At 72.1% G+C, this 16,266-nt stretch carries 16 protein-coding genes; 8 read left to right on the top strand and 8 right to left on the bottom strand.

Annotation, left to right across the window (positions count from 1 at the left end; translation table 11 throughout):
• Positions 1 to 4: 4 nt before the first annotated feature.
• Positions 5 to 1,336, bottom strand: coding sequence for a diaminopimelate decarboxylase (gene lysA, locus OG959_RS06685; RefSeq protein ID WP_326666250.1), 1,332 nt, complete (start codon positions 1,334 to 1,336; stop codon positions 5 to 7).
• Positions 1,337 to 1,401: 65 nt separating this feature from the next.
• Positions 1,402 to 1,803: an SAV_915 family protein gene (locus tag OG959_RS06690; RefSeq protein ID WP_326657228.1), complete on the bottom strand. Its 402-nt coding sequence runs from the start codon at positions 1,801 to 1,803 to the stop codon at positions 1,402 to 1,404.
• A gap of 406 nt (positions 1,804 to 2,209) precedes the next feature.
• Here OG959_RS06690 and OG959_RS06695 point away from each other — a divergent pair, with 406 nt between their 5' ends.
• The 4 genes from OG959_RS06695 to OG959_RS06710 all read left to right on the top strand — a co-directional run bounded on the left by OG959_RS06695 (position 2,210) and on the right by OG959_RS06710 (position 5,514).
• Positions 2,210 to 2,728, top strand: coding sequence for a toxin-antitoxin system HicB family antitoxin (locus tag OG959_RS06695; protein ID WP_326657229.1), 519 nt, complete (start codon positions 2,210 to 2,212; stop codon positions 2,726 to 2,728).
• Positions 2,729 to 2,810: 82 nt separating this feature from the next.
• Positions 2,811 to 3,656: a DUF4097 family beta strand repeat-containing protein gene (locus tag OG959_RS06700; RefSeq protein ID WP_326657230.1), complete on the top strand. Its 846-nt coding sequence runs from the start codon at positions 2,811 to 2,813 to the stop codon at positions 3,654 to 3,656.
• 80 nt (positions 3,657 to 3,736) lie between these two features.
• Positions 3,737 to 4,729 carry an ATP-binding cassette domain-containing protein gene (locus OG959_RS06705; protein ID WP_326657231.1) on the top strand — a complete coding sequence of 331 codons (993 nt, stop codon included), beginning with the start codon at positions 3,737 to 3,739 and terminating at the stop codon, positions 4,727 to 4,729.
• Positions 4,726 to 5,514 (top strand): ABC transporter permease, encoded by a 789-nt coding sequence (locus OG959_RS06710; RefSeq protein ID WP_326657233.1) that lies wholly within the window; start codon positions 4,726 to 4,728, stop codon positions 5,512 to 5,514. The genes OG959_RS06705 and OG959_RS06710 overlap by 4 nt, the downstream gene beginning before the upstream one ends.
• Before the next feature lie 116 nt (positions 5,515 to 5,630).
• Here the strand turns inward: OG959_RS06710 and OG959_RS06715 are convergent, their stop codons facing one another.
• On the bottom strand, positions 5,631 to 6,059 hold the full coding sequence (locus OG959_RS06715) for a DUF6234 family protein (protein WP_326657234.1): 429 nt from the start codon (positions 6,057 to 6,059) through the stop codon (positions 5,631 to 5,633).
• Between the two features lie 196 nt (positions 6,060 to 6,255).
• Between OG959_RS06715 and OG959_RS06720 the strand changes: the two genes are divergently transcribed.
• Positions 6,256 to 6,702 carry a DUF6086 family protein gene (locus OG959_RS06720; RefSeq protein ID WP_326657235.1) on the top strand — a complete coding sequence of 149 codons (447 nt, stop codon included), beginning with the start codon at positions 6,256 to 6,258 and terminating at the stop codon, positions 6,700 to 6,702.
• 42 nt (positions 6,703 to 6,744) lie between these two features.
• On the opposite strand, the gene OG959_RS06725 is transcribed toward OG959_RS06720, so the two are convergent.
• From OG959_RS06725 to OG959_RS06745, 5 genes are all read right to left on the bottom strand, one after another.
• Positions 6,745 to 7,572, bottom strand: coding sequence for an SDR family NAD(P)-dependent oxidoreductase (locus OG959_RS06725; RefSeq protein WP_326657236.1), 828 nt, complete (start codon positions 7,570 to 7,572; stop codon positions 6,745 to 6,747).
• Between the two features lie 210 nt (positions 7,573 to 7,782).
• The gene (locus OG959_RS06730) at positions 7,783 to 9,042 is read right to left on the bottom strand and encodes an MFS transporter (RefSeq protein ID WP_326657237.1); all 1,260 of its coding nucleotides are present in this window, start codon (positions 9,040 to 9,042) and stop codon (positions 7,783 to 7,785) included.
• Positions 9,039 to 9,959 carry an alpha/beta hydrolase gene (locus OG959_RS06735; RefSeq protein ID WP_442805547.1) on the bottom strand — a complete coding sequence of 307 codons (921 nt, stop codon included), beginning with the start codon at positions 9,957 to 9,959 and terminating at the stop codon, positions 9,039 to 9,041. The genes OG959_RS06730 and OG959_RS06735 overlap by 4 nt, the downstream gene beginning before the upstream one ends.
• A 425-nt stretch (positions 9,960 to 10,384) precedes the next feature.
• A complete protein-coding gene (locus OG959_RS06740; RefSeq protein ID WP_326666252.1) occupies positions 10,385 to 11,482 on the bottom strand; it encodes a DmpA family aminopeptidase in 1,098 nt (365 codons plus the stop codon).
• Between the two features lie 104 nt (positions 11,483 to 11,586).
• The gene (locus OG959_RS06745; RefSeq protein WP_326657240.1) at positions 11,587 to 12,885 is read right to left on the bottom strand and encodes a multidrug effflux MFS transporter; all 1,299 of its coding nucleotides are present in this window, start codon (positions 12,883 to 12,885) and stop codon (positions 11,587 to 11,589) included.
• 45 nt (positions 12,886 to 12,930) lie between these two features.
• Here OG959_RS06745 and OG959_RS06750 point away from each other — a divergent pair, with 45 nt between their 5' ends.
• The 3 genes from OG959_RS06750 to OG959_RS06760 all read left to right on the top strand — a co-directional run bounded on the left by OG959_RS06750 (position 12,931) and on the right by OG959_RS06760 (position 16,255).
• Positions 12,931 to 13,479, top strand: a complete 549-nt coding sequence (locus OG959_RS06750; protein ID WP_326657241.1) for a MarR family winged helix-turn-helix transcriptional regulator — start codon at positions 12,931 to 12,933, stop codon at positions 13,477 to 13,479.
• Between the two features lie 72 nt (positions 13,480 to 13,551).
• The gene (locus tag OG959_RS06755) at positions 13,552 to 15,624 is read left to right on the top strand and encodes a hypothetical protein (protein ID WP_326657243.1); all 2,073 of its coding nucleotides are present in this window, start codon (positions 13,552 to 13,554) and stop codon (positions 15,622 to 15,624) included.
• A gap of 130 nt (positions 15,625 to 15,754) precedes the next feature.
• On the top strand, positions 15,755 to 16,255 hold the full coding sequence (locus OG959_RS06760) for a DUF6069 family protein (protein WP_326657244.1): 501 nt from the start codon (positions 15,755 to 15,757) through the stop codon (positions 16,253 to 16,255).
• Positions 16,256 to 16,266 lie beyond the last annotated feature (11 nt).

Here is a 16,266-nt window from a genome sequence, read left to right on the forward strand (position 1 = left end):
GGGTTCACAGTCCGATGTCACGGCCGTTGATGTCGGCGAGGGACTCGCGGCGTATCAGCAGGCGGGCGCGGCCCTCGTGCACGGCGGCCACGGGCGGGCGGCCGACCGCGTTGTAACTGGACGCCATCGAGAGGTGGTAGGCGCCCGCGACCGGGATGGCCACCAGGTCGCCCGGGTGGATGTCGCCCGGCAGCGGAGCGTCGGCGGCGAGCACGTCGCCCGCCTCGCAGTGCCGGCCGACGACGGTCGCCGTGCGGGGTTCGGCCGTCGAGCGGCGGCCGATGAGGCGGGGCGCGTAGCGGGCGCCGTACAGCGCGGGCCGCGGGTTGTCGCTCATTCCGCCGTCCACGGCCACGAAGACATGGCCGCCGGTCCGCTTGACGGCCAGCACCCGGTAGAGGGCCACACCCGCGGGCCCCACGAGCGCACGGCCGGGCTCGACGGTGAGCCGGGGCGCGGGGATTCGGGCGGCGGCGCAGCTCGTGGCCAGTTCGCGGCGGATGCGGTCGCCGAGGGAGGGGATGTCGAGGGGTTCCTCGCCCGGCCGGTAGGCGACCGCGTGCCCGCCGCCCATGTCCAGCTCGGCCAGGGCGATTCCGTGCTGCCGGTGGACCTGGGCCAGCAGTCCGACCATGCGTCGCAGCGCGGTCAGATAGGGCTTGACCGTGGTGATCTGGGAGCCGATGTGGCAGTGGAGTCCGACCAGGTCCAGGCGGGGTTGGCCGAGGATCCGGTCGATGGCGTGCCGGGCGCTGCCGTCGGTGAGGGAGAGCCCGAACTTCTGGTCGTCCGTACCGGTACGGATCGCGGCGTGGCCGCCCGCGCCGACGCCGGGGACCACCCGCACCAGCACTCTCTGCCGGGCCCCGTCGGGGACGAGCGCGGACAGCCGGGCGATCTCCCAGGCGCTGTCGATGACGATCCTTCCGACGCCCAGACGCAGAGCGGCGCTCAGGTCCTCCGGGCTCTTGGCGTTGCCGTGCAGCACGATGCGGTCGGGCGGAAAGCCGTTGGTGACGGCGAACTCCAGCTCACCGGCCGAGCAGACGTCCAGGCCGAGCCCCTCCTCCCGTACCCAGTGCAGCAGCGCGCGGCAGAGGAAGGCCTTCGCCGCGTAGACGACGTCGGTGTCCGGGAAGGCCCGCAGATACGTGCGGCAGCGCTCCCGTACCTCGCCCTCGTCGAGGAGGTAGACCGGGGTCCCGAACCGCTCGGCGGCCTCGGCGAGCGAGACGCCTCCCACCGCGACATCGCCGCGGGCGGTGAGCCGTGCGGAAGCCGGCCAGACGGACAGGGCGGCGTTGTCGACCGGCGGTACGGGGGCCGCGTGCGGCATCGCCGGCACCGATGCCGGAACCGACAGGGCCGGTGGTGTGGTGTTCATGGTGTTCCCCCTGCCGGTCATGAGGTCGATGCGGTCAGTGACGGTGTGCCGGTCGTACGTGGCGCTGCGGCCGGGCGCGGATCCCGCGCGGGACGGTGGTCGCGCCGCGGCCGGCCTGCCGTGCGGTCGCCGGGTCCGGGGGCTGCCATCAGCGGGTCGACGGTGAGGCCGACGACGCCCAGGGGCGCGACGAGCGCGCGGACCGCCGGTTCGGAGAGCCTGATCCAGGCCTGCTGCCGCCCGAGGGTGCGGGTCAGTCGTGGCTCGTCGGTGAAGGCGACCGCGGTACGGACACCGAGAGGCGTACGAAAGAGGCGCGCGCAGTAGCCCGCGGGCCCCGGCCGGACCGGAACGAACAGCGCTCCGGCCCGGTGCGCATGAAGGGGGTCGGGGTCCTCGGCGCACTGACTGTCGTTCATGACGCTCCTCGTGAGACGGGTGGGACGCCCGGGCTCCTGAGCGGCCGGGGCATGCGGTGACGCTATGCGTGTCCCCGCCGGACCGGACATGTCTGTTGGCGGACTCTTGATTCCGGGTGACCGACCCTTGACGTGCGATTGACGCCGCCTGCCGGTGGTGGCCCTCGCGTGGCTCGGCCGTCGGCACCCATGGCACCTCATGGCACCTCGCGACACCAGGTGGCGCCACGAGGCGCCATGAGGCGCCCTCCTGTACGCATGGAGACATGCAGGCACACATGACACCCCACCCGCCCAACCAGAATGCGTCACATTTACGCAGGTCAGAAGCGCTTGTGCCGACACACATCCAAGATTGGCGCTATAGGGCTTGCACATGGCGCCACCATGGTGCCATCATGGCGTCATGGACCTCACCCCGTATGTCGACACCCTCCGCCGCGAACTCGCGGTGGCCGCCGAGGCCGGCGGCGGCGAAGCCCGCGCGCTGGCGGAGCGGCTCACCGCTCCACTGGAGTCGGCGACCCGGCTGACCATGCTCAACGTCCTCTCCGCCGCGATGGACGAGATCACCCGCGAGCTCGCCCCCGGTTCCGTCGACGTACGGCTGCGCGGGCTCGACCCCGACTTCGTCGTGACACTGCCGGCCACCGGCATCGCCCCCGCGGAGCCCGCCTCCGTACCCGCCGAACCCCTCAAGGCCCCGGCCCCGCAGGACGGCGACGACGGCGGCACCGCACGCGTCAACCTGCGTCTGCCGGCCCACCTGAAGTCGCGCGCCGAGGAAGCCGCGACCCGCGAGGGGCTGTCGGTCAACGCGTGGCTGGTACGAGCCGTGTCGGCCGCGGTCGACGGCGGCACCGCGCCACGTACGACGGAGAAGAGCCAGACGCTCGGACAGGGCTACACGGGGTGGGTGCGCTAGCCGCACCCACCACCCGCACCACTTCACCCACCCACGTCCCACCAGCGGGGACATCGCCAAGAGCCAAGAGGACGGGACAGCCATGCCTTCTTTCGACACCTCCGAACCGATCTCGGTCACCGCTCACGTGGAGGCCGGTTCCATCCAGTTCACCGCGGGCGACCGCCCCGACACCGTCGTCGAGGCGCGGCCCCGCGACCCGAAGAAGGACCAGGACATCCGGGCGGCCGAGCAGACCGAGGTCATGTACTCGGGCGGCGCGCTGACCATCCGGACCCCCAAGCAGCGCTATCTGATCGGCCGCACCGGCACGGTCGACGTGACGGTCGAACTGCCCACCGGATCGCGTATCGACATGACCGGCGCCTGGGCCCAGGTGCTCGGCGAGGGCCGGCTCGGCGAGGTCCGCGTGAAGACCTCGTCCGGGGACGTCCGCCTCGACTCGACCGGCCCGCTCCACCTGACCGCGTCGCACGGCTCGATCACCGTGGACCACGTCGAGGGCAAGGCCGAGATCACCACCAGCTCCGGCAGCATGCGCGTCGGCTTCGTCGACGGCCCCGCCGTCCTGAAGAACTCGCACGGCACCACGACCGTCGGCGCCGCGACCGGCGAGCTGCGGGTGAGCGGCTCCAACGGTGACATCGACATCACCCGGGCCGAGGACTCGGTCACGGCCACCACCGCCCACGGCACCCTGCGCGTCGCCGAAGTCGTCCGTGGATCGGTCCAGTTGGAGACGAGCTACGGAGCCATCGAGGTCGGCGTCCGCGAGGGCACGGCCGCCTGGCTCGACGTCAACTCCGGCTCCGGCCAGGTGCGCAACACCCTCACCGCCTCCGAGACCCCCGCGAAGACCGACGACACCGTCAGCATCCGCGCCCGCACCCGGTTCGGCAACATCGACATCCGTCGCGCCAAGGTCTGACCCCCGCAGCAGCCCTCAGCTCGCCCATCCCCCATCCACCCTCAGCCTTCGAACGGGAGGGCTCCATGCCTTCATCTGTCATGCCCACATCCAGGAAGGGTGACGGCCGGTCGTTGCCGGACGCCGTCTCCGCCGTCGGGATGCGCAAGTCCTACGGGGACAAGGTCGTCCTCGACGGGATCGATCTGGCCGTCCCCGCAGGCACCGTGTTCGCGCTGCTCGGACCGAACGGCGCGGGCAAGACCACCGCGGTGAAGATCCTCTCCACACTCGTCACCGCCGACGCCGGCGACCTGCACGTCGACGGCCACGACCTGACCACCGACCCGCAAGCGGTACGCGCGGCGATCGGCGTCACCGGACAGTTCTCCGCCGTCGACGGCCTGATCACCGGCGAGGAGAACATGTACCTCATGGCGGACCTGCACCACCTCCCCAAGCAGGAGGGACGACGGGTCGCCGCCGAACTTCTGGAACGCTTCGACCTGACCGACGCCGCGAGGAAGCCCGCCTCCACCTACTCCGGCGGCATGAAACGCCGCCTCGACATCGCCATGACCCTCGTCGGCAACCCCCGGATCATCTTCCTCGACGAACCGACCACCGGCCTCGACCCCCGCTCCCGCCACACCATGTGGCGCATCATCCGCGAGCTGGTCACGGGCGGCGTCACCGTCTTCCTCACCACCCAATACCTGGAGGAGGCCGACGAACTCGCCGACCGGATCGCCGTACTCAACGACGGGAAGATCGCCGCCGAGGGCACCGCCGACGAGCTGAAGCGCCTCGTCCCGGGCGGGCATGTCCGGCTCCGCTTCACCGACCCGGCCGCCTACCGCTCCGCCGCCCTGGCCCTCGGTGAGGCCACCGGGGACGACGAGGCACTCGCGCTGCAGATCCCCAGCGACGGCAGCCAGCGCGAACTGCGCTCCATCCTCGACTGGCTGGACTCGGCCGGCATCGAGGCGGACGAACTCACCGTCCACACCCCCGACCTCGACGACGTGTTCTTCGCCCTGACAGGCAACGACCAGCCGGCCCAGCCCCACCAGTCCAAGGAGACTGTCCGATGAGCGCCCTCGCCCTCGCCGTCCGCGACTCGAACACCATGCTCCGCCGCAACCTCCTGCACGCCCGCCGCTACCCCTCCCTCACCCTCAACCTCCTGCTCACCCCGATCATGCTGCTCCTGCTCTTCGTCTACATCTTCGGCGACGTCATGAGCGCCGGCATCGGCGGCAACGCCAACCGCGCCGACTACATCGCCTACATCGTCCCCGGCCTCCTCCTCATGACCATCGGCTCCACCACCATCGGCACCGCCGTCTCCGTCTCCAACGACATGACCGAAGGCATCATCGCCCGCTTCCGCACCATGGCCATCCACCGCGGATCCGTCCTCGTCGGACACGTCGTCGGCAGCGTCCTGCAATGCATCGCCAGCGTCATCCTCGTCGGCGCCGTCGCCCTCGCCATCGGCTTCCGCTCCACCGACGCCACCCCCCTGGAATGGCTCGCCGCCCTCGGGCTCCTCGTCCTCTTCGCCACCGCGTTCACCTGGATCGCCGTCGGCATGGGCCTCATCAGCCCCAACGCCGAAGCCGCCAGCAACAACGCACTCCCCATGATCCTGCTCCCCCTCCTCTCCAGCGCCTTCATCCCCGTCGAGACCATGCCCGGCTGGTTCCGGCCCTTCGCCGAATACCAGCCCTTCACCCCCGCCATCGAAACCCTCCGCGGCCTCCTCCTCGGCACCGAGATCGGCCACAACGGCTGGCTCACCCTCGCCTGGTGCCTCGCCCTCACCGTCCTCGGCTACCTCTGGTCCACCGCCAAGTTCAACAACGACCCGAAGTAGTTCCGGTCAGCAGCTCGAAGGCCAGGTCCCGGCCCGGCGCGGCGGCGTACTCCGACACCATGTCGGAGTACGCCGCCGCCGCGGGCCGGGACACCATCCGTGGGCGGCTGGGCCGATCAGTTGCATCGTCCGCTGCCGCTGTAGCAGGGCGAGTAGCCGGCGCTCGGGGTGGGCGCGGGACCCGGGTGCGACTGTTCGTACGCGTGCTGGCTGAGCACGAGCATCATCGCGACGGCGCCGGCCGTCAGGAGCTGCAGAACCGCTGCCCATGGGGCGCGGGCCAGCGTCGCGAGCGCGAAGAGGACGAGTACGGCGATGAGGAAGTGCTGCATGAACGCGATGCTCGCCAGGTCCGCCTCGTCGGTCTCCTCCCGGTTCCCCTGCGCGGCCCACCCGTCCATCCCGTAGCCGAACATCGTCCACCCGAAGACCAGGACCTCGACGATGAGCAGCATGACGGCCGTGGCGATGTCCGAACCGCGCGACGTCGTGTTCGACCAGGGCCAACTGCGTCGGGCCAGACGCGCGCGGAGCTCATGAGTCATGACCCCATGCTGCCGAACCGGCCACCGGTGCGCCTGAGTACGCACACTCATTGACGCAGCCGCCTCCGCGAAGCGCTGGAGGCGGGCAACGGGCTTTCATCGCAGCTCAGTTGGGGCCGGTTTGCGCCTTGTCCAGCAGCCCGACGCCGCGCGGTCTTCTCTCCTGTGTCGTCGGCGGCTGAGCGGGGGATCGACGATGAGCAAGTACTTCGACATGGGTGGCACGACGCTGTGGAACCCGTCCAACGGTGCCGGCCGCCTCTTCCTGCGGCATGTCGAGGTCCTGGAGGCGGAGCTCGGCCTGCCCTCGGGAATCCGCCAGGGCGAGCACGCGGGCGACCCGGACACCGTCGTCCTGGACCGGGCGGTGTATGCGGAGTTCGTACACGGTCTCGTCGCCTGGCACTGTCGTACGCGCCACGGCGTGATCCTCGCGCTCTCCGACGGGTTCTCCGCCGTTGCCGTCGCGCTCGCACGGCGGGCGGGCATCGAGGACGCGTTGCCCGGAGGGGAGTCCGGCGACGCGGCCGGGAGCGCCCGGGGGGACGCGCAGGCACCCGTCGACCCCCGGACCGCGCCGGAGGGCGTCATCAGCGCCCTGGACAGGCGGGCGCGGGAGATGGACCGGAAGATGGCCCGCTGAGCCGCAGTTCATCCTCGCCCACCTGGCACACAGCCAAGGGTGTCAACTCCGGTCAAGGAGCCGCTCGGTGAGGTCGCGCAGCCGGCGTGCGGCCGCCGGGTCGAAGTCCTGGGTGTCGACCGGGATGCGACGGCCCTCCACGTAGGCGCTGAGCGCTTCGGCCGGGGGTGTGTCGATGGCCGCGATGATCGGCGGCAGTGCGGCCTCGACGGGCTTCGCATGGTGTTGCATCGACCTGATGTGGGGCAGTGTCCCGGCGTCGTACTCGCCGGAGAAGCCGGTGGCGGTGACGCCGGGGTGGATCAGCACGTAGCGGATTCCGGCGGGTCCGTACTGTTCGGCGTACCTGACTGCCAGCAGATCATTGAGCTTTCCGCCCTGCCCGAGCGCCGCCCCGCCGTGGTAGTGGCGGCTCAGCTGGAGATCGTCCCACTGGACCAGTTCGAGTCCGGCTCCCGGACCGGCCACGTTGACGATCACCGGGTGCGCCGCCCGGGAGAGCGGCTCGGTGAGCGCCTCGCCGAGCAGGTGGCGGCTCAGGTAGAAGAGCGCGAAGTTCTCCTCGTACCCCTCGCTGGTCTCCGTGCGACGGGAACGGTAGTGACGGGCGCAGAACACCAGCGCGTCGACCGTCGGGAACGCGGCACGGATCTCCTCGGCGGCGCGGGAGGTCTCGGCGAGGAGGCTGAGGTCGGCCGTGACGAAGAAGGCCCGTTCGGCTGCGCCCGCCGCGCGCGCGGTGTCCAGGAAGTGGCGGCCCCTTTCGGGGTTCCGGCCGATGACGACGACCGTGGCACCCCGGCCGAGGTACGCCTGGGCGAGTGCTTTGCCGATCCCGTCGGTGCCACCGGCGATGACCAGGGTGCTCATGTACCGTCTCCCAGCGCGTGAACGGATGCGGAGATCGTTGCCGCCGGACTCCTGCCGCCCGGGGTTTTGGGTCGGCGGCCCCGTCAGGTCCTTGCGAGTTCAGCGTATGGCACGGATGCGATCGCCCTTGTCCGGCCGGCCCGGAGTCCCGGCGAACCGCCTCCTGTTGTCATGGCGCGGCAAGCGGTCCACGGCGCCGCGCCACCTGGCCTACCGGGAGGTCACCCGGTTCACCGGCCCGTCACCGGCGGGGACGCGCCCGCTGCGGCCCGCGCGCAGACAGAGGGCGGCGAGACCCGTACCGAGTGAGGCCAGCCCGCCGACGACGAACGCGCTCCGGACGCCCCGGGCCTCGGCGAGGTACCCCACGACGAGGGCGCCGAGCGGGGTGGAGCCCTGGAGGACGAGGGTGTACAGCGCGAGGACCCGGCCCCGGTAGAGGGGATCGCTGCCCAGCTGGATGCGGTGGTTGACGGCCTGGGCGAAGTAGACGGAGGCGCCGCCGGTGAGGAAGAGCAGGACCAGGGCGGCCGGGTAGGACGGAGCCCATCCCACGACGGTCTCCAGCGCCCCGAGGACGAGGGCCGACACGGTCACCAGCCGGGCCGACGGCCGCGCGGTGCGGGCCGTGGTGAGGAACGCGGCGGTGAGCGAGCCCGCCGCGAAGACCGTGGTGAGCAGGCCGAAGGAGGAGGCGTCGGTGTGGAACACGGTCCTGGCCAGGAGCGGCAGCGTGAGCTGGAAGTTCAGACCGAACAGGCCGACTCCGGCGATCATGGCGAACGGGATCACGAGATCGGGCCGCCGGCGTACGTACCGCAGGCCGTCGGTGACCCGCACGCTCCCCGCCGCACGCGCCGTGCGGTAGAGCTCGTCGGGACGGATCCGGCGCAGCGCGACGACGGTGGCGAGGTAGCTGAATGCGTTGACGACCATGACCCAGCCGGTCCCGAGCAGCGTGAGGAGCAGGCCGGCCGCGGCCGGGCCGACGACACGGGCGACGCTGAAGTAGGCGGCGCTCAGCGCCGAGGCGTTGGGCAGGAGTTCGACGGGCACCAGCTCACCGACGAAGGCCATCCGGGTGGGGACCTCGACCGCGTTGACCAGTCCGAGGCAGAAGGCGAAGACGTGGACCTCCCCCGGCCCGGCCGTCCCGGTGAGGACGAACGCGGCCAGGAGGAGCGCGAGCAGGCCGGACAGGATGTTGGCGGCCAGCAGCAGCACCCGCTTGTCGTACCGGTCGGCCAGCTTTCCGCCGTGGAGGGTGAGCAGGAGCATCGGGGTGAACTGCAGTGCGGTGACGGTGCCGAGGGCCGTCGCCGAGTTCCCGGTCAGTTCCAGCACGAGCCAGTCCTGGGCGACCACCATCATCCAGGTGCCCGCGGCCGAGACCACCTGGCCTGCGGCGAACTGCCGGAAGTTACGGATCCCGAGGGCGCGGAAAGGCCGGGCCCGGGCGTCGGCGGTCACCGTGCGGCAGCGGGCGCGCCGTCATCGAGGCACTCGTCGAGGAAGGCCAGGGCCCGCAGGTGGTACGCCCTGGCGGCCCGGCCGAGGCTGATGTTGTGCCCGGCTCCGGAGAGCCGGTCGACGAGGACCCGGGGTGCCGCGGAGAGCTGCGCGGCGAGATCGGTGAGGTCGGCGTCGCTCTGGCACCACCAGGCCTCGTGCTCGGCGAAGGTGAAGCGCACCGGCACCCGTACGCACGGCAGCAGACGGGTGGACAGTGCGCTCCACTCCTGCGCCGATTCGATCTCCCGGCCCGGCATCGGGGAGACGACGGCCCCGGCCTCGCGGAAGGTCCCGTCGGGGTAGAGCCGCAGAGGGCCCCAGTTGAGCCGGCGCAGTCCGGTGCGCGCCCCCGGGTCCAGGAGCGCCACGGAGGCGGCCGGCCGGTGTCCGCAGCCGGAGATGTCCAGGCCGAGGAAGGCGTCGGGCGGTGCGTCCGCGGCGAGGGCGAGGGCGAGTTTGCCGCCGAAGGAATGGGCGAGCAGGAACAGGGGGCCGGAGACGTGGCGGGCCCGTGCGTCGGCGAGCGCGGAGCGGACCGTCGCCGCCTGGTCCAGGAGGTGCTGCCCGGTGGGCAGGTGCGGGGCCGAGGCACCGTATCCGGGCCGGTCGAGCGCGAGCACTGCGTATCCGAGGCGGGCGCCGAGCGTCAGCAGGGAGACGTCCGGATGCGCCTGCCCGTCGAAGTACCCGGCGCTCATTCCGCCGCCGTGCAGTGCGACGACGGTCGCGCGCGGGGGACGTCCGTCGCCGGGTTCGCTCAGCAGCGCGGACAGGGGCATCCCGGCCGCGTCGAGGGTGATCCTGCGGACCCCCGGTGACAGGCCGCCGGGGGCTGGGGCCTCCCGCTCGGAGTGTGCCGTCGCCGTCAGCATCACGCGTCCCCGTTTCTCTTCCGCCCGCCTCGGGCACTGTCCTTCCAGCATCGGGGGCCGCCGCGGAACGGGACAAGGCATCCCGGTGCAGGGTGCCTTCGGAACTCCGTCTCCATGGCGTCGGGGACTTCCCGGGGCCGCGGTCAGGAGCCGGTCAGGGACCGGCCGCGGAGGGGTTGCGTCCCTCCTCGGCCGGGACGGCGCCACCCGCGCGGTCCGGGTCCGGGGGCTTCGCCCGCACGGGTGACGGGGACGTCCGGCATCACGGCCGGCTGTCCGGCACGGGGCGAACGAGAGGCCTGGGGTCTTTCGTTCGGATCGTGCCGGACCCCGCGAGCCCGGCACGATCCGAACGAGAGGCGCCAGGGCCTGTCGTCAAACCGCTGTCGTCGCCCGAAGGGCGGCAAACGGCAGTTTGACGGCAGGCTCTAGGTCACCGCGCCCCGCGCGGCCAGCAGTTCGGAGACCCGGTCCAGCGGCAGCGCCGGGACGTGGTGGCCGGCCCGGCCGGTCATCGCGTGCGCACCCGTGAGCACGTTGAGGACCGCCTCCTCCACCGACTCGACCACCGCACCGTAGAAGGGGTCCATCCGGCCCCATGGGACGAAGCGCATCGACTCGTACGGGGCGCTGCCGTCGTCCTCCGGGAACGTACTGGTCAGGGCACCTTCGTTGGCCGTGGAGAAGGCCAGGAAGATGTCGCCGGAGAAGTGGCTGCCGGTGGTGCCGGTACGGGCGAGGCCCAGGGTCGCCCGCCGGGCCAGCGCCTCGCACTGGCCGGGCAGCAGGGGTGCGTCCGTGGCCACGACCACGATCACCGAGCCCGCGCCGGGCGGGACCTGGCGCTCGCCGTCGGGCTCGGGCCCGGGGCCGTCGGGCAGTTCGCGGCCCACCGGGACGCCGGCCACCACCAGTTCGCGCCGCGCGCCGAAGTTGGCCTGCACGAAGGCGCCCACGGTGTACCGGTCCTGGCCGTACTCCACCACCCGTGAGGCGGTCCCCGAGCCGCCCTTGAAGCCGTAGCAGCGCATGCCCGTTCCGCCGCCGACGCATCCCTCCTCGACCGGTCCGGAGGTCGCCGCCTCGATGGCGGCGGCCGCGTGGCGGGACTCCACGGCCGAGCCGTGGATGTCGTTGAGGTGGCCGTCCCAGGTCTCGGTGACCACCGGCAGCAGCCATTCGGGCGCCATGTCGCGGCGGTTGGCGCGTACCCACTCGACGACGCCGCGGTGCACCGGGCCGACCGCGTAGGTGTTGGTGACGAGCACCGGAACGGCGAGGGATCCGCTCTCCTCGATCCAGGCGGTGCCGGTCATCTCGCCGTTGCCGTTGAACGAGTGCAGGCCGGCCGCGCAGGGCATGCCCACTCCGTCCCTGCCGCGCGGGAGGAGCGCGGTGACTCCGGTGCGTACGTCATCGCCCTCGCAGAGGGTCACGTACCCGACCTCGACGCCCGGAACGTCCGTGATCGCGTTCCACGACCCCGGTTCGCCGGTCAGCGGTATGCCCAGTTCGCGTGCCCTCATACGGTGGCCGTCCACAGTTTCCTCCCGCGTGCCGTCGTCATTCATGCGGCCAGAGGTTACGTGATCATGCGCGGCCGGAGGCGGCGATGGCGGGGCGCCGTCCCTCAGGCCTTCTCGCGCTCGCCGGGTTCGGCGGTCACCTCTCCGTGGCTCATCCACGGGCGGGCCAGCAGGACCAGGCAGACGCCCGCCAGGGCCAGGGCGATGAGGATGATGACGGCCATGGGGGTCGCGGTGTCCTCGCCGAAGAGGCCGACGAGCGGTGAGGCCACGGCGCCGAACAGGAACTGGAGGCCGCCGATGAGTGCCGAGGCGGCGCCCGGTGCGCTCCGGCCCAGGTTCTGGCCGATGCTCATGGTCGAGGGGAAGATGATCGCGATGCCGGAGATGGCGACGAAGAGGCAGATCCAGCTGACGGCCAGGCTCTCCCCCGTCACGGCCGGAAGGGCGACGAGGGCCACGGCCCCGATGGCGGAGACGGTGAGCCCCGCGATCAGGAGCGTGTTCAGCCGGACCCGTACGGAGAGCCGCGCGAAGGTGACTCCGGCGATCAGCATGCCCACGGCGTTCGACGCGAAGATCAGCGAGTAGGCGGTGGGCGACACGCCGTGCACGTTCTGGAAGACGAAGCTGGAACCACTGATGTAGGCGAACAGGGCCGCCGAGGTGAAGCCGAGCACGAGGACGTACCCCATGAAGGCACGGTGCGTGAGCAGCGTGCCCATGGTGCGGAGGGTGCCGCTGAGGCCTCCGCCGTGCCGGCGTTCGGGCGGCAGCGTCTCGGGGACGTTCTTCAGTACGGCGAACATCAGCAGCGCGCCGAGGACGGCGAGGACGACGAAGACGGCGCGCCAGGTCGACAGCGACAGGACCGCGCCGCCGATGACGGGGGCGGCGATCGGCGCGATGCCGAGGATCTGGGAAAGCAGCGCGAAGTAGCGGGGTACGTCCGCCCCCCGGAAGCAGTCGGTGATCACCGCGCGGGCGAGCACCATGCCGGCGGCGCCCGCGAAGCCCTGGAGGAAGCGGGCCGCGGTGAGCAGTTCCACGTTCGGTGCGACCGCGCACAGCAGGGAGAACAGGACGAAGCCCGCCGACCCGGAGATCAGCAGCCGGCGGCGGCCCCAGCCGTCGCTCATCGGGCCGATCAGCAGCTGGCCCACCACCATGCCGACCAGGAAGGCGGTCAGGGTGAGCTGCACGGCCGAACTGCTCGCATGCAGGGTGGCCCCCATCGAGGGGAAGCCGGGTACGTACATGTCGGTGGCCAGCGGGGCCACGGCGGTGAGCGCGCCCAGTACGGCGATCAGTGCGGAGGCCTGCCGGGGGGACGGGAGCGGGCCGGACGGGAGCCGGGCAGCCCGGGACGCCGCTTCACCGGAAGCGGGGGAAGGAGTTAGCATGGGAGAAAGATAACCGATGGTTCACTGGTTAACAAAGGAGTGCTGGTGCAATCCCATCCCGATGGCGTCCGCGACGACTGGATGCGTCACCACCCCGGCCTCGACACCTCCGCCATGGAGGTCGTGGCCCTGGTCAAGCAGGTCTCCGCCCTGTTCGACCGCGCTGTCGAACCGCTCTACGAGGGCGCCGCGCTCACCGCGCCCGAGGCCGACCTCCTCATTCCGCTCCGCCACGCGACCGAGCCGGCCATCGCCCGGCGGCTGGCGGACAACATGGGGATGTCACGTGCCGGGGTCAGCAAAACGCTGGCCAAACTGGAGAAGCGCGGCCACATCGCGCGCACCCCGAACCCGGCCGACCGGCGGGCCGCCCTCGTGACGATCACGGAGTCGGGGAAGCAGGCCATCGACCAGATCTTCCCGCGTCAGGTCGCCACCGAGGCCGAGCTCCTCTCCGCACTCGGAGAGGACCGGACCGGGGTGGTCGACGCCCTCGCCCGCCTCGCCGAGGTGATGGAGCACGGGCTGGCCAACCGGCACGGCAGCGGGCTCGGCCTCGGGCTCTCCAACATCCGGGGCAACCAGGCCCCTTGACGGGACCGGGGGCGGGCCCGGACAGCCCCGGCTCCGCACGGCGTTGTCCGAGCCGTGTGCTGAACTTCCTCCATGACGACAACGGGGACAGCGACGGACACGGACAGCGGCGGCGCGGGGCGGTCGGCGGCTGCCGCGGAGGCGGGGCACACGGCCCGGACCCGCGGCCAGGCGCACTGGGCGCCTTTCCGGGCGACCGAGCGCTCGGCCGTCGCCGCGATCGACCTGCTGCGCCGACTGGCGGCGGACGGAGGCGGGGGCCAGGCGCCGGCACCCCGCGATCCCGAGGTCGTCCGGTTCCTCGGTGCCACACACCGCACCCACTGGCCGGCGGCCACCGGATGTCCCGACTGGCTGACGGAGTCCTGGGCGGCCTGCGGCTTCCCCGAGCGCGACCCGCGCGGCCCGCGCCCTGAACGCGTACCGGACCGGGCGGAGGTCCTGGAGCAGCTGCGGTCCGAGACGGACCGCACGAGCCGCGGCCTGACCGGCAGCAGGAAGGCCGCCGCCCTCGCGACCTGGCTGTCCCCGTTCTACCTGGGCGGCATCGTCACGGCGGCCGATGTCCTGGAGGTGCTGCCGGCCCGCCTGTCGATGCCGGTCCGGGTGAGGTGGCAGGCGAACCGTGTCCGTCACGCCGTCGAGCGCGAGCTGCGTACCCGGCTGGCCGGCGCGCTGGGCACCGATCCGCAGGCGTGGCTCAGGCTTCTGACCGCGGTGGAGAGGACCTGCCGCGCCACATCGGACCGGCCGGACATCACCTGGCCGCAACTGCTCGAACTGGCCGGGTCCGTCGAACCCGATACCGGCATGCTGCTGCCCACACGTGACCTGGAGGACCAGCGGACGTACGTGCGCCGGGGCCGGAGGAAGCCGGCGGCCGACGAGCTGTTCGACGAGACGTGGTGGTGGCCGTCCGGCGAGGTGCTGCGGCGGGCGGGGAGCACGGTCCTCGATCTCGTCATGCCCGCGCTGCCCGACGGCACGGGCGTCCTGCTCGCCCAGTACGTGGTCGCCGTGCGCCACGGCACTCCTCCCGGCGTGCTGCGGCATCTGATGGACGCCGGTGACCGCGAGGCGCTGCTCGTCCTGGCCCGCGGGGTGGATCTGGACGGACGGACCGCCGTGCCCCTGCTCGCGCGGGGCGATCAGGACATCCATCTGAGCGTGGTGAACACCTGGGCCCGGGTCACCCCGGACCAGCGGCACCTGGCTCTTACCGACCCGGCGGTGGATCTCGCGCCGCGGGTGGCGGAGATCTCCTCCCTCGTCCACCACGAATGCCTCCAGGCGCGGGAACCGGAGCTGATCGAGGCGGCGTTCGCCGGACAACGCCAGAAGAAGTTCAAGATCCAGGAACACCTGACGGGCTGTCTGGCCATCCTGCGCGCGGGGGGTCCAGCCCGGCTGACCGCGCTCCTGGCCACGGGCCGGGTCTCCCCGGCCGTCGGCCGTATCTGCACCAAGGCGCTCACGGCCCCCGACCCGCGGGCCGCCCTCCGGTCGCGTGCGCAGCGGGAGTTCACCACGCCGAAACTGGTGGCGCGGCTGCGCCGGGTGAGCCGGAGCTCCGGTGCCACGGACACGGCGCAGGTGATGCTGCTCTTCGACGGCTGGGGGGTCGACTGGCCACATCTGGAGGCGGAGCACGCGCGCGAGCCGTTCGCGCACTGGCCGCAGATCGTCAACCGCCCGTCGACGCCCCTGGAGGTCCTGGCCAGGCATACCGAGGCGGCCGCCCGGGACCACCAGCGCAGCCGGACCGTGTGCCGGAGCGACGATCCGGTGGTCGCGCGCGGAATCCTGAGGAACGGCATCAGCTACAGCAGCACGCCCGACGGTGCCATCGACCTGCTGGACCGGATGCTGGACGAGGGCGTGATCACCGCCGACGACCTGATCCGTGTCGCCGGCCAGGGCCCGTGCGTCCTGCGGTACCTGGGCGATGCCCGTCACCGGGCGGACGCACCCGAGGCGGTGGCCGAAGCCCTGGCCCGCGTCACGGTGCTGGTGCTCCGTCATCTTCCGGTGGACGACGAAGCGGCCTGGCACCGCCTGTACGCACGGCTCGCCGCCCAGTCCCCGCACCCGCTGCAGGAAGGCACGATCGAGTCGGTCCTGACGGCCGGCGCCGAGGACCGGTAGCCGCGCGGGCGGGCTTCTGAGCCTCCGTCACCCCCGGTCCGTTCTCACCCGTTCGGACCGCGCCCGGTCGCCCCTGCGCCCCGGCCGTCCGACGATCGGGATTCGGTCGATCGAGGGGAGAGGTCCGGTCATGGACCCACAGGACGGTTACGACTGGCAGCCGCAGCAGACCGGATACGTACCGCCGCAGCACCGGCCGCGGTCCCGGGGCCCCCGCGTCGACGCGGGGCGGCTGTGGGCGGGTGGCGCGATGACGGCCCTGGTCGCCGCACTCACCGCGGTCGTCGGGCTGCTGCTGATCCGCGGCGTGCTCGGGATCCCGGTGTTCGCGCCGGAGGGCGACGGTGCGATGGGCGACGCGTCGACGGGGGTGCTGGCCATGGGGGCGGCGTTCGCCGCTCTGGTGGCCACCGCCCTGCTGCACCTGCTGATGCTGGCGACGCCGCAGCCGGGCACGTTCTTCGTGTGGATCGTCACGCTCGCCACCGCCGTCATGGTGCTGCTGCCCTTCACCACGTCCGCCCCGCTGAATGCCAGGATCGGCTCGGCGGCGCTGTATCTCGTCATCGGGATCGCGATCGGTTCCCTGCTGTCCGCCGCCGGCCGCAGCGCGACGCGCCAGGAGTTCTGACCGCGAGCGGG

It is taken from the genome of Streptomyces sp. NBC_00385 (assembly GCF_035917155.1).
GTDB lineage: Bacteria > Actinomycetota > Actinomycetes > Streptomycetales > Streptomycetaceae > Streptomyces > Streptomyces poriferorum.

Bases quoted from the DNA above. Each gene is read 5' to 3' on its own strand.
- lysA (WP_326666250.1), bottom strand. From the start codon at position 1,336: ATGCCGCACGCGGCCCCCGTACCGCCGGTCGACAACGCCGCCCTGTCC.
- OG959_RS06690 (WP_326657228.1), bottom strand. From the start codon at position 1,803: ATGAACGACAGTCAGTGCGCCGAGGACCCCGACCCCCTTCATGCGCAC.
- OG959_RS06695 (WP_326657229.1), top strand. From the start codon at position 2,210: ATGGACCTCACCCCGTATGTCGACACCCTCCGCCGCGAACTCGCGGTG.
- OG959_RS06700 (WP_326657230.1), top strand. From the start codon at position 2,811: ATGCCTTCTTTCGACACCTCCGAACCGATCTCGGTCACCGCTCACGTG.
- OG959_RS06705 (WP_326657231.1), top strand. From the start codon at position 3,737: ATGCCCACATCCAGGAAGGGTGACGGCCGGTCGTTGCCGGACGCCGTC.
- OG959_RS06710 (WP_326657233.1), top strand. From the start codon at position 4,726: ATGAGCGCCCTCGCCCTCGCCGTCCGCGACTCGAACACCATGCTCCGC.
- OG959_RS06715 (WP_326657234.1), bottom strand. From the start codon at position 6,059: ATGACTCATGAGCTCCGCGCGCGTCTGGCCCGACGCAGTTGGCCCTGG.
- OG959_RS06720 (WP_326657235.1), top strand. From the start codon at position 6,256: ATGAGCAAGTACTTCGACATGGGTGGCACGACGCTGTGGAACCCGTCC.
- OG959_RS06725 (WP_326657236.1), bottom strand. From the start codon at position 7,572: ATGAGCACCCTGGTCATCGCCGGTGGCACCGACGGGATCGGCAAAGCA.
- OG959_RS06740 (WP_326666252.1), bottom strand. From the start codon at position 11,482: ATGAGGGCACGCGAACTGGGCATACCGCTGACCGGCGAACCGGGGTCG.
- OG959_RS06745 (WP_326657240.1), bottom strand. From the start codon at position 12,885: ATGCTAACTCCTTCCCCCGCTTCCGGTGAAGCGGCGTCCCGGGCTGCC.
- OG959_RS06755 (WP_326657243.1), top strand. From the start codon at position 13,552: ATGACGACAACGGGGACAGCGACGGACACGGACAGCGGCGGCGCGGGG.
- OG959_RS06760 (WP_326657244.1), top strand. From the start codon at position 15,755: ATGGACCCACAGGACGGTTACGACTGGCAGCCGCAGCAGACCGGATAC.